This is a genomic window from Bifidobacterium margollesii (assembly GCF_002860355.1).
GTDB classification, from domain to species: domain Bacteria; phylum Actinomycetota; class Actinomycetes; order Actinomycetales; family Bifidobacteriaceae; genus Galliscardovia; species Galliscardovia margollesii.
In genome coordinates this window covers 1-11,725 of the sequence record NZ_NMWU01000046.1, presented here as the reverse complement: position 1 = coordinate 11,725, position 11,725 = coordinate 1, and the positions used below count along the sequence as shown (strand labels likewise).

Annotated in this window: 16 protein-coding genes; 3 read left to right on the top strand and 13 right to left on the bottom strand. The window is 63.7% G+C overall.

Features of this window, described 5'->3' with window-relative positions; all coding sequences use genetic code 11:
- Positions 1–228 (top strand): IS3 family transposase (locus Uis1B_RS10670; RefSeq protein WP_165782865.1); only part of this gene is annotated, 228 nt, incomplete at its 5' end.
- Positions 229–312: 84 nt separating this feature from the next.
- Here the strand turns inward: Uis1B_RS10670 and Uis1B_RS10665 are convergent.
- A complete protein-coding gene (locus tag Uis1B_RS10665) occupies positions 313–765 on the bottom strand; it encodes a helix-turn-helix domain-containing protein (RefSeq protein WP_101618179.1) in 453 nt (150 codons plus the stop codon).
- Between the two features lie 241 nt (positions 766–1,006).
- Between Uis1B_RS10665 and Uis1B_RS10660 the strand changes: the two genes are divergently transcribed.
- Both Uis1B_RS10660 and Uis1B_RS10655 read left to right on the top strand, forming a co-directional pair.
- Positions 1,007–2,125: an AbiH family protein gene (locus Uis1B_RS10660; protein WP_101618177.1), complete on the top strand. Its 1,119-nt coding sequence runs from the start codon at positions 1,007–1,009 to the stop codon at positions 2,123–2,125.
- A gap of 885 nt (positions 2,126–3,010) precedes the next feature.
- Positions 3,011–3,274, top strand: coding sequence for a hypothetical protein (locus Uis1B_RS10655; protein WP_243390355.1), 264 nt, complete (start codon positions 3,011–3,013; stop codon positions 3,272–3,274).
- A gap of 81 nt (positions 3,275–3,355) precedes the next feature.
- On the opposite strand, the gene Uis1B_RS10650 is transcribed toward Uis1B_RS10655, so the two are convergent.
- The 12 genes from Uis1B_RS10650 to Uis1B_RS12090 form a co-directional block, all read right to left on the bottom strand.
- Entirely contained in the window at positions 3,356–3,727 is a 372-nt protein-coding gene (locus Uis1B_RS10650; protein WP_243390354.1) for a hypothetical protein, read from the bottom strand.
- A gap of 32 nt (positions 3,728–3,759) precedes the next feature.
- Positions 3,760–4,005, bottom strand: a complete 246-nt coding sequence (locus tag Uis1B_RS10645) for a hypothetical protein (protein WP_101618173.1) — start codon at positions 4,003–4,005, stop codon at positions 3,760–3,762.
- Positions 4,006–4,009: 4 nt separating this feature from the next.
- Positions 4,010–4,333 carry a hypothetical protein gene (locus Uis1B_RS10640; protein ID WP_101618171.1) on the bottom strand — a complete coding sequence of 108 codons (324 nt, stop codon included), beginning with the start codon at positions 4,331–4,333 and terminating at the stop codon, positions 4,010–4,012.
- Positions 4,333–4,788, bottom strand: a complete 456-nt coding sequence (locus Uis1B_RS10635; RefSeq protein WP_101618169.1) for a Gp19/Gp15/Gp42 family protein — start codon at positions 4,786–4,788, stop codon at positions 4,333–4,335. Before Uis1B_RS10635 ends, Uis1B_RS10640 begins: the two co-directional genes overlap by 1 nt.
- A gap of 11 nt (positions 4,789–4,799) precedes the next feature.
- Positions 4,800–5,264 carry a hypothetical protein gene (locus Uis1B_RS10630; protein ID WP_133124927.1) on the bottom strand — a complete coding sequence of 155 codons (465 nt, stop codon included), beginning with the start codon at positions 5,262–5,264 and terminating at the stop codon, positions 4,800–4,802.
- A complete protein-coding gene (locus tag Uis1B_RS10625; protein WP_101618165.1) occupies positions 5,261–6,157 on the bottom strand; it encodes a phage major capsid family protein in 897 nt (298 codons plus the stop codon). The genes Uis1B_RS10630 and Uis1B_RS10625 overlap by 4 nt, the downstream gene beginning before the upstream one ends.
- Positions 6,158–6,202: 45 nt before the next feature.
- Positions 6,203–6,682: a heavy metal transporter gene (locus Uis1B_RS10620; protein ID WP_101618163.1), complete on the bottom strand. Its 480-nt coding sequence runs from the start codon at positions 6,680–6,682 to the stop codon at positions 6,203–6,205.
- Positions 6,683–6,773: 91 nt separating this feature from the next.
- Positions 6,774–7,022 (bottom strand): hypothetical protein, encoded by a 249-nt coding sequence (locus Uis1B_RS10615; protein ID WP_101618161.1) that lies wholly within the window; start codon positions 7,020–7,022, stop codon positions 6,774–6,776.
- Positions 7,019–8,437, bottom strand: coding sequence for a VG15 protein (locus tag Uis1B_RS10610; protein ID WP_101618158.1), 1,419 nt, complete (start codon positions 8,435–8,437; stop codon positions 7,019–7,021). Before Uis1B_RS10610 ends, Uis1B_RS10615 begins: the two co-directional genes overlap by 4 nt.
- Complete coding sequence (locus tag Uis1B_RS10605) at positions 8,340–10,064, bottom strand: phage portal protein (RefSeq protein ID WP_101618156.1); 1,725 nt, start codon at positions 10,062–10,064, stop codon at positions 8,340–8,342. Before Uis1B_RS10605 ends, Uis1B_RS10610 begins: the two co-directional genes overlap by 98 nt.
- Before the next feature lies 1 nt (position 10,065).
- Entirely contained in the window at positions 10,066–11,493 is a 1,428-nt protein-coding gene (locus Uis1B_RS10600) for a terminase (RefSeq protein WP_341476257.1), read from the bottom strand.
- A partial coding sequence (locus tag Uis1B_RS12090; protein ID WP_207763424.1) for a hypothetical protein occupies positions 11,486–11,725 on the bottom strand: 240 nt, incomplete at its 5' end. The genes Uis1B_RS10600 and Uis1B_RS12090, both read right to left, overlap by 8 nt.

The following is an 11,725-nucleotide window of genomic DNA, read 5'->3' as shown; positions in this document are numbered from 1 at the left end:
AGGTCGATGAGTGCGAAGGGCTGCAGTCCGGACAACGCGGCAGCCGAGGGGTTCTTCGGCCGGCTCAAGCAGGAGTTCTTCCACAAGCGCAGCTTCCAAGGCGTCACGATCGACGACTTCATCGGCATGCTGGACGAGTACATGGTCTGGTACCGGGACAAGCGCATCAAACTCGAATACGGGATGAGCATCATGGACAAGCGCATCGAGCTCGGGCTCGTCGCCTGAACACATGTGATATCGTTCTGAACGACCATTCAGACAACGAAGTCCAAGAAAACGTCACCACCCCCCAATGCGGACGCCAACTTGCTAAAACACATCCTTGAGCCGTCCGGCGACCCTATGGGCGATCCGGCCCGCGGTGCGCCATGCGACGCGCAGGAACCCGCTCACCGTCTTCTGGTTCGCCACGGTCATCAGCCACGCGCACTCCGCCTCGAAATCACGCGTGAACCGGCTGCCGGGCTCGGCCCACGGCATGGCGGCGACGACCACGCCGCACCCGGGGCAGTCCACGCGCGGCATCATGGCGACCAGCTCCACCCGCCAGCAGCCGAAGTCCTGGTGACGCCAACGGCGCACGCCGCCGCCCCGGTCATAGCCCGGACACCGCCGACCGCAGCGGGAGCATCTGAGCATGCCGGCATGCGGGCGCACGCGCACCTCGAGCACGGGCTCGGGACGCAGCGGCGAGTCCGCGACCCGCACGTCCTCGACGACCATGCCTTTGACGTTGAGAAGACGTTTGAATAAGCTGTTCATCAGGCGTTCTCCGTGGTTCATTTCTTTGGTCGGAAAACAGAATACACGGGAACGCCCCTCACGCTTACGAAATCAACGGCTCAACGACGAACCCACACCCACGAAAACAGCAATAGCGCCATATTGCTTCATCATTCTTGGCTTAGTTGTTGGTTTGACGATAGATGATAAGTAAGCGAGAGCCATGTGATGATAACTGACGATATTGCTCATCAGAAATAACAGCAGGAAAGGTAATCGCATGGAGATGTCTTTAGAGAAGTACAAGCATCAGCTTATTGTGCTTGGCAACGGCTTCGATCTCGCGCAGGGGCTGAAGACCGGTTATGCGGATTATTTCAGGGACAAGTACGGCGACAACCCCTCCATGGATTTGATGGACAACGCTTGGGACATGGTGTTGTTTGACCGCAAGTTGCATAGCCACAGCGAGTGGGCAAATGTGGAACAAGCCATTCGAGAACAGGTCATAGAGCATGATGCGATAGCTCAGGTGAGGAAAGGGCTGGACAACCCCAACGTCTTGGATACCAGCAATCTGCTTGGATCTCATATAGCCAAGCGCATGGCTTCGATGATTGATGAAATCCAGACGGTCGGTTTTCTTCAATCGTCAATCAACCATAAGGATGCTGTTTATCGGCACTTCATGCGTAGCGAATTAACACTTTTTGAAAATTCCCTATACACGTATCTGAAGAAGGTGGTCGACCAATCCGAAAATGATGATCCGCTGCAATATACGATTTCCTCAGACGACCTGTATGAAAGCATTGCCGGAATGCCGGCGTTCAGCGATGCAAACGTCCTAGAGAAGCAGCACAACACCATTCTGACCTTCAATTACACGTCACCGTTCCAAAGGAGGGATGAAGGCTATTTCCCCGGTCTTGATTCCGTTCGATTCATTCATGGATCCCTGACCCAAGGCGACATCATCATCGGCATCGACGCCTTGGATCAAAGGTCACGGGGGCCGCGTGAACTGATTGCTGCCGAGGACGTGATTCCTTTCACCAAGACGTTCCGTACTCTGCAATCCACATCCCACTATGACGCATTCAGTGATGTGTTTGATGACGAGCCGCCGGATTGCATCAAGTTCTTCGGGCATTCCCTATCCGAAGCTGATTATTCGTACTTCCAATCCATCTTCGACCATGTGAATCTGTACGGGGGAACAACGGCGCTCATGTTCCTGTACCGCCCCGACTGGAGATATGACGGATCCGACTTATACCTCAAGGTCACAAAACTGATTAACAGGTACGGCGAAACACTCGACAACAAGGATCACGGCAAGAACCTCCTACATAAACTCATTCTGGAGAACCGCTTGTCAATCAAGCGCGTGTACTAGAACGAGCATGTTCCCCAGTCATTCCAGCCTCGTTTGACTGGGGAACACCCTCGCTGGAGTGGACACAACTGGGACACAATGACCGCGGAGAACAGCGAAATCAACGGTAATCAACGAACCTCACCAATAGCCCAGAAACCGCGTCACATCAACGAAAACGAGACCAACGAAGCTCACAATAATTAACGAAACGACCCAAAAACCGAACAAGGGGTTACCCAGTTAATCACCCCGCTGGAGCGTGGCTCAATTATCCACGACACGCCGAGCGTGCCGCCTTCCCAAGCATCCAATCCCAGTAACATTTCAGTAACAGTGACCGTCAGGATTAGCCAAACGCATTGGTTCCAGCAAAGAACACCAAATCTCAGAAATGGCTTGATTCCAACGACATTTCACCCATCCATAGCAGCCGGTTTTCGCAAAGCAACCCCCCGATGGTACAGGATGTCGCAGGCTCGAATCCTGTCAGCCCGACCATAAGCTTTACTCCCGCTTGGGTTTTGAGGTTTCGCCGTTCGAGGCGGAAGACCGCCGTGGTAACGATGGGTAACAATGACCGCAGACTTTAAACTCAATTGTCCGTGCAGGAAAGAAAAATCCCCGGGGTTTCATGATGTTTCGCATGAGTGACGTTCCGGGGCATTCGCCATTAGTATAGCCATCATGAATCCTGTCTCTTGCATGTCAGAGCCGGTTCTTGTCATAATGGTGACGCTTCGTCCCGTAAGGGCGAGGCTCCAAGTCGCAGGGGGTATTCCCCCGGCATTCCTTTATCCGCCGTCTTGTCAGGGAAATCGGTTGAGCGAATCAAGCATCTTCGTGGACGAGTCCGGCGAATAGGGCAAGCTGTCCAAATACTATCTCATCACGATGGTGTTCCATGTGCAGTCCACGCCCATAACCACGCACATCGGGAAGTATGAACGGCATCTGGCAGATTCGGCTTTGCCGGACATCCCGTTCCATGCCGGCCCTTTGTTCAACGGGCACGACGATTACGAGGACATCTCGTTCGCGGATCGCAAGAGACTGTTCTTCGCGTTCTTCACACTCGCCCGCAATCTTTCGTTCCGGTACGTGACGTTCGCCCATCGCAAAAGCATGTTCGACGGTGATAGGACCCGATTCGAAGCACAGCTCATTTGACCAGTTGGGCGTTGTTGCCGCTGGTGATGTAGCTGGTATCGGCCATGATTCATTGCCTTCCTGTTGGTTGGGTTTGCGGGTTCACTGGGCGGGGACGGTGGAGACGGTCAGGAGCAGGACGAGGTACGCGCACAGCGTGCCGTCCCCGTCGCCCATGCGGACGGGCCCGGATTCGTGCCTAATGGAGACGATCGGGGCGGGCGGCCACAGGCCGGTCAGGAACAGTTCGATGTCGGCGGCGAGCCGCTGGGCGGCGTCGATGTCGCCGGTCCCGTCGTCGCGGCGCGCCCACACGCTGACCCTCAGCCGCACGTACTGGCTGACGGGCGTGGCCCGCTGCTGCGGTTCGGCCACGATCACGCATTCGAGCCGGGGATTGCCCCGGTCGCGGATCGTGCCGAACCTCGCATCGCCGAAGCGTTCGCGCAGCAGCGGGAGCAGCACGGGTTCCATGCGCGGCGGCCTGGAGGGCGGGGCGAGCACGCTCATGCGACCACCATGCCGATCATCTGCGTGAGCACGCCGTGCTCCTGCTCCACGGGCGCGGGGCAGGCGGCGACCACGTTCGCACGGTCGGTGTCCTCGTTGCGGTACACATCGATCGACGGATGCACCTGCGCCATGCCCTCCATCTGCTCCTGCACGTCGTCCATGACCGGCTTCACGGCCCGGTGCAGCACCTCCCGGCCGAACGCGCCGCGTTTGAGCACGACCCTGACTTTCCCGGACATGGTCCTATCCCTCCTTCAGTCTCACGGTGATGACGTCGCCGATGTGCCGGCCCTTCGGGTCCCGCCACGAGGCGACGGGCCCGTCAACGGGCAGGAGCCGGCCGCGCACCCCGATCACGTCGGTGTCGAGGATGCCGGTCGGCCCGTCGGCGCGGATGTAGAGCGTGCAGCCGACCGTGACCCCGTGGGACGTGTCGGTCGGGCTCTCCCCCGCCGTGATCGGGGCGACGAGCCCGTCGAAGCTGGAGACGAGTGTCAGCGGCCCCTGCACGCGGTTGCCGTCCGCGTCGTCCACCGTCTCGCCCCGGTACACGTCGATGCGTTCCATCAGCCGATCACGCTCCCGTCATCCATGCCGATGCTGTAGGCTCGCTGGCCGCCCAGACCGAGGATCCGCAGGTAGGAGTCGCTCCACCGCAGGTATCCGTCCGGGCTGGCCCAGCTGTACGAGCTGGTGAACGGGCCGGTGGTCTCGGTGGACTGGGTGACCCCGTCGGGCACGCCCGAGACCTGCTGCTGCATGGCGGTGCGCACCATCTGGCAGCAGATCAGGTTCAGCCTGCGGCGTCGGGACGCCCACCACGAGGGGTCGTGGGTCTCGGAGTACGCGGCGACGTGGGCGCGGACGATCTCGCTCGCGTCGGCGAGCAGCTCGTCGGCCTGCGCGCGCTCCGCATCGGTGAGCGCGTGCCAGCGGCGTTCCAGATCCCCGTGCGTGGCCAGAGGCGTCGTGTCGCCGCCCATGCCCGGATCCGCGTCCGGATCGGTCTCCTCGTCGGCCATGACGCTTCTCCTTACGCGGTCGCGGTGGTCACGGTGATCGCCGCGGTGGTCTTGTCGCTGAACGTGACGGTGCCGCCGGTGATCTTGCCGGCCGCGTCCGCGGTCAGGGCGATCGCGGTCACGGACTTGCCGGCCGGCCCCGCGGGACCGGTGGCGCCGGTGGCTCCCTTCGCGCCGGCGGCGCCCGGATCACCCTTGTCGCCCTTCTGCCCCTTGAGGGTCGCCGGGTCGATCAGATCGAAGCCAGTGCCGTCCGCCCTGACCTGCGGGATGCGCCCGTGGCCGGTCGAGGCGTCATACCCGTTGAGCATGGCCGGCGTCAGAGAACCGGCCGCCGGTGCGGCCGGTGCGTCGGAACCGCCGGCGAACGGGGTGCCGTCTGGGTTGTACAGGGCGACGGGCGCGTCCAGTGGGCCGGCCCTGTGTTTGGCGGTGCGTTTCTGGACGATGAGGTTCTGCACGGGGAAGCCCATCACGCACCCGCTTCCGTCGCTGTCTTGAGCACGGCGAAGCCCTTGGGGTCGAGGACCGCGTACGCGAACACGGCCTCGGTGCGGTAGGCGACCATGTTCACGTTCTGCAGGTCGGTGCCCACGGCGTCCGGGTCGCCGTAGGGGATCATGGTGGCGTACATGTCGCGCACCATGCCCCATTTGATCAGGCTGAAGTCGCCCATGAGGGCGAGCACGCCGGTCGGGGTCTTGGCCTTCGCGCCGTTGACCGTGCCGGACGTGGCCGCGGTGATGCCGTCCAGACTGCCGGCCTGCAGGTTCAGGGGGATCTCCGGGTAGAAGCGCATGCCGGTGGCAGGGACGCGCACCTTGCGCAGGCGGGCGGCCCACGTGCGCGACAGGGCGACGCCGTTGATGTCGTAGGTCTGGTTGAGCGCGTCGGACAGGGCGTCCACGTTGGCGATGTCGTCGTCGCCCGCGGGCACCTGCACCGCCCCTGCGGTCAGCGCGTCGTAGCCGGCCAGCGTCTCGCCGTCCTTGGGGTTGACCGCGTGGTAGATCACGTAGTCGAGGGCGCGGCCGATGGCGGCGGCCTGGTCGAGCTGGATCGCCTCGACGATCTGGGTGCGGTTGTCCTCGTCGGCCCACTGCAGCTCGTTGGTCACGCGCGTGGTGGTCTGCACCTTGAAGCGCTTCGCGCTCACGACGGTGGTGTCCTGCTCGTAAGAGCCCTTGGCCTGGCCTTCGGCCACGACCTCGGCCTCGCTCCTGCCGTTGAACATGAGGAAGTCCTTGTCGGTGAAGATCATCGGGCTGGACGGGCTGAGCGCGGCGATGGTGCTCGTGTCCCTGGCCTTGCTGACCACCGCGGTGGCGAGCTCCCTGGGCAGGGGCAGCTTCTCCAATGTCATTGCCATGATGTGGTTTCCTTTCGGGATTTGTCGTGATGATTGTGATGGAGGTCAGGCGGAGAACATGCGGTTGACGAAGTCGCGGGTCTCCTGCCCCCTGGCGGGATGATCCGGCCTGCCGCCCTGGTCGGGCATGCCCTTGGGCTTGGGATGCGCCCACTGGTCAAGGGCCTTCGCGTACTCGCCCATGGCCTCGAGGCTGTCGCCGTGCAGCAGGTCCGCGGGCACGCCCGTGTCCTTGGACACCTGCGCGGCCCATTCGGCGTGCTGTCTCTCCGTCTTCATGGCCGCGTTCTCGGTCTCGAGCTCCCTGATGTGCTTCGCGGTCCTTTCGGACTCGCTCAGCGTGGATTCCTTGAGCTTCTCCAGTTCGGCGGCGGCCGCCTTGTTGTCCTTGGCGCGCTTCTCCCACTCACGCGAATGCGCCAGCGTCTCGCGGTACTTGGCCTCCCAGTCGGTCTGCTGCTCCTCGCCGTGCGGCTCGGACGCATCCTGCGACTGGTCGGCGTTGCTGTTGGCTTCCTCGGCCATATGGTTCCTCCTGAATTGTGTTGTCGGGGCCCGTTTCGGGCATAAAAAAACCACCCGTGCGGGTGGTTAGAAATCTGGATCGCAGTTGACGTTATAGCTTTCCCTGCGCTTTGAGCCGGTCATATTCGTCGGCCAGATCGAAAGTGGACACCGGAAGGCCTTGGCGATACCGAGCCTTACCCTCTTCGCTTATCCAAGCTTGTTTTTCCGCCGGGTACGGATAAATGCCGGTTTTCTCGCATAAGGAAGCAACCTCCTCAGGATCGGTCACCTCGATCAAGTCTCCGGGGTGGAATACAAAACGGTCGTATTCCTCATCATCGAAAGGGCTTCTACTCATGATGCCCAGTCTACCAGTCGGACGAACACCATAGGTCCCTGCTTCGTGATTTCCACTCCTTCTATTTGCAGCCGGCCCTTCCGGGCGAGAAGCACTTCCTCCTGTCGCTTCTTCGCCTTGCTGATTGGCTGGAGATAGACTGCGCTGCTACCGGGCGGGACAAGGATCCGGGTGGGGATCCGGTCAAGACTCCGGTCGGCGAGTACACCTCCGTCAAGCAGTGACGTAGCCATGTATCCGGGATGGTTATAGGTCTTTCCCGGCACAAGATCGAAAGCATCTTCGACGGATGACAGCTCAAACGTGCTCAATGGCATGAGCCGGTCCACGGTGAATTGTCTCTGAGTCCAGTGATCGCTCATGGCCTCGTCTATCATGTCGATGCGTTCCCGAGTGGTGTCGTCTACCGGGGAGTGCCCGTACAGTGCCATGTTGATTTGCTTGAACGTGCCGTCCGTCCACCCTCGAAGCGCCTTCCGCTTTTGTTCGGGCGTGTATTGGTCCCATGGCATACGCACGGTGAAGTCGGACAGCCTCGCCAGTTCGTCGGCGGTGGGTCTGATGGTCTTGTGGCTCCATCGGATGTTCGGAACCGGTGTGACGCCATCGCTGAGCCTGTCTGCATAGATGCGGCGCATTGCGGCGAGTTCGGCGTTGCGCGGCGCGTTCTCCCCGGCGGCGGCCTTGCCGGCCTCGTACATGCTCTTGCATTCCTGCTGGGCGGAGGTGAGGACGTCGTCCTTCCAGCCGGGGATGGCGGTGCAGTGGCATTTGCCGTCGTGGAAGCTGCCGCCGAACCTGGCTTTCTCCTTGCTGTGGTAGACGAAGCCGCGGCCGGCGAGCATGACGCAGAACGCGCATGGCTTCGCGCCTCCGGTGACGCGCGCCCAGCGTGGGCCGGTGGGGTCGTCGGCGATGTCGCGTTCCATGGTGTAGCGTGCGGAGGCGCGCACCATGTCGGCGGCCCACTGCATCGCGTCGTCCGGGTTCCTCAGGCTGGGCCATAGGTCGTCCACGGTCAGCCCGGCACGGGACCGGCCGTCCCTCAGCTGCGTGTAGTTCAGGCCGTTCCAATCGGTGTGGTTGAAGCCGCCGACCATGCGGTAGAGCGTATGGTCGGGATCATAGACGCCATTTGTGGCGTAGTCCTCGAACGTGTGCCCGTAGGCGTTCTCGTAGGCCTTGCGCATCTCGTTGTAGTATTCGTCCGCCCTCTGGCTGGCGTCGCGCGCGCAGTCGCGCATGATCCCGGTCAGGTCGGCGTCCGGCCGGCCGTGTTCGGATTCCACGAGTCCCGCCGCGTACTCGGCCAGATTCTCAAGATCGTCCTGATACGCCCTGGTCAGCCGTCCCAGCTCCGCTTCCAGTTCCCTGCGGGCGTCGTCCGACAGCGGGGCCGGATCCGGATTCGCCATCCGCCACCTCCTTCAGGTTGACCGGGACCATGCCCGTGAACCGGATGCCCGCCAAACCCAGACGATTCGCCGCGTCCTCCGGCTCCACGCCGGCCCGCACGGCCACGCCCAGCGCATCGAACCGCGACTTCAGCTCATCGGGGGGGGTCTGCGCATCCACAGGCTGCGAAGCGTCGGCGGAGACCGCCGTCTGCCGGGCGGTCGCATCCCCCGCCTGCCGTTGGGGCTGCAGGGCGCGCGCCCTGAGCTGGTCGATGTGCTCCTGGGCGCGCACCCGCTGCTGGTAGGCGCGGAAGCTTCGGCGCTCGTCGGCGCTCAGGCCGAGCCTGGCGAGGCCCGTGTCGCTGTCGGCCCACGCGGGGTTGGCCCCGGCGACCTTCACGTAGTAGTCGGCTAGCGCCGCCTCGGACACGACGCGGGTCGGAGCCCACAGGGGGCGGATCCCGGTCAGGTCAGGCGGGTCGGCCGTGTTGTCTCGCAGCTGGACGGCCATCGACATGGCGTTCATCAATTGGACGCCGAACGCGCGGTTCTGCCGGTCCGCGATCCGGGTCAGCTGGTCCTCCGCCGCGGCCAGCGCCTCGGCGCTGGTGGGGTTGGTCAGGCGGATGCCGAGCTGTTCGGCCGGGATGCCGGTCTCCGCGGATGCGAGCATGGCGATGGTCTCGAGCATGGCGCCGTGCGGCTGCATGCTCGCCTGCGTGACCTGCTGGAGCGTGGGCACGTCCCCGTTCTCGTCGCGGCTCACCGCGTTGATGCTGGACACGAGGCTGCTCCACGTGTCCTGGCTGAACGCGTCGCGGTTGAGGCCGAGGAACCAGATCTTGGGCACCGAGTAGAACTCGGCGCTGGCTTCCATGCGGATCATGGTGCGCATGGCCATGTCGGTGAGGTTCATGAGCGTGCGGTTGATGCGGCTGTGCCCGAACGGCCGGTCGCCCCGGTCGTAGACGATGGGCACGACCGCGACCCGGCCGAGCCGGTTGTCCTGGCGTTCCGCGTTCCAGCCTCCCGCGTCGTGCCGGCATGCGTAGTTGCGGCCGGGCAGCCACGCGTTGAACGCGGTCATGTTCCCCCACTGGTCGTTGTCGGTGACGGTCAGCGCGGCGGCGATCCGGTGGCGCGTGTTGTCCCAGATCGCGGCCGACCAGTCCGCCGAGCGCGGGGTGACGAGGATGCGTTCGCCCGACGGGTCGTCGGGATCGTAGTCGATGGTCAGGAACGAGCAGGAGTGCTTGTAGCAGCTGATGATCGCCTCGCCCATCGTGTCGGTCAGCGCGTTGTCCGTGACGATGCGGGCGATGCCGTCCGGGTCGCCGTCGGGCGTCTCGAACCCCTCGAACACGCTTTTGTCGGCGAGGGCGCGCACGCTTTTCTGCGGCCAGCCGACCACGACGCCGGCCTTGGCTGCGACGATGTTGGGGATGGATATGCCGAGGTTGTTGAACCGTTGCTTGCCGTCGTAGAACGCGCTGCGGAGGAGGTTGCGCGGGTAGTGGTCGCGCCACACCTTGAGCAGGCGGCGGATCGTGTGCATGTCGTCGTCGGGCACGCCTTTGATGCGGCCGATCCGGGAGCCGGCGACGTTGAGGTACGGGCTGCCGGACGCTATCGAATGGTCGGTCATGTCAGACCATCACCTCCTGTCTCCTGTTCGGGTTGCGTTTCGTGACGTAGGTGCCGTACAGGGCGAGCGTGACCGCCACCAGCGGGCTGATGTCGATGTCGCTGCCGGTCTTGTTCCAGCCGAACGCGCCGGACGGCCCGATGTTCCTCGTGGCGGCGTTCGCGACCGCCTTCGCCAACGCGGGCTGTTCGTCGTCCGTCAGGTGGGTGAGCCTATGGTCGCGCAGCATGTCGAGCAGGCGCCCGCAGGCGCGTCCCATGTCCGCGGCGTTCGTGACGATCACCCTCACGTGCCGCGCCTTGAGGTCGGGCAGCAGGCTCATGGCGGGCGACTGGCCGTCGATGACCACGCTCGCCGTGCGCGGCCAGTGCTCGGCGATCCAGTCCACCGCCCACGCCGTGCCCCTGGCCTTCGTGGATTCGAAGGCGCGCAGCTCGACGTGAGCGGTGTCGTCATCGTGCCTGACCGCGCCGCCGATGGCGAGCGTGCTCCGGTCGGGGCTCATGTCGATCGCGTAGCCGACCAGATCGGACGAGCCCGGCGTGACCGGGCCGTCGGTGGCGGCCCGCTTCCACTGTTCGGGGTCGATGGCCGCTGACGCCGCGGTCTCGTCCCACACGCCCAGCGCCTCGCGGCGGAAGCTGTCGGGGGCCATGAGGTTGCGCATCCTCAGGATCGCGGTCTCGCTCGTGCGCTTCGGATACGAGGGGTTCGCCCTGGCCCACTGCCCCCGGTCGTCGGGGTCGGCGTCCCGGTCCGCGGCGAGCTCCACGTACGCCATGCCGTCCACGCCGGCCAGCGCCGACCGTCGCTTCCCCTCGAACACCTCCGACTGGTCGCCGGGCTTGGGCGGGTTGCCCATGAACACGACCAGCGGATCCGGGCTCGTGTTGACCACGGGCAGCATGTTGTCCAAGGCGCGCACGGTGAGGATCTGCGCCTCGTCGAAGATCTCCACGTCCACCGAGTGCAGGCCTCGGCCGAACCCGTTCTCGCGGGCGCCGAACATGATCCTCGACCCGTTGCGGAAGCCGATCTCCTGCTGGCCGTTCGCCCGGCGGATGCGCTCCACGTAGCGGGAGAGCAGCCGGTTTCTGGCGAGGTCGCACAGGTCGTTGAACGTCTCGTCCGACGTTCTCGTGTGGTGCGCGGTCCAGATGACCTTCAGGCCGGGATGGAGGATGCATTTGAGAAACATGGCGGTGCCGATGGTGAACGTCTTGCCGATCTGACGGCAGCTGGAGACCACGGTGCCGCCCTCGCCGCACGCGTACCGGCCGTCCCGCCTGCGGGCGAACAGGAGGTAGAGCAGGCCCTGCTGCCACGGGTCGTACCGGATGCCCGCCTTGACGGCGACCCTGTTGAGCCGGGTGAAGTCGGAGGAGACGATGCCCGACGGCTGGACGAGGTGGGCAGCGATCTCAGACAACCGACGCTCCGGCATCCGCATCCACCCCCTCCAGCGGCTCGTCGTCGAGATCGAGCAGCGGGTCACCGCCGCTCAGATCGTCCAGTTCGCGGCACACGGCGATCAGCTGCCGGCTGATCGCGGGCAGCGCGTTCGCGGGCGTGCCCGGATCGTCCAATGCGGCCTGCAGGCGGTCGCGGTTGTGCCGCAGCACGTCCTCGATCTTGCCGTCCATCATCCGCTCGAACTCACG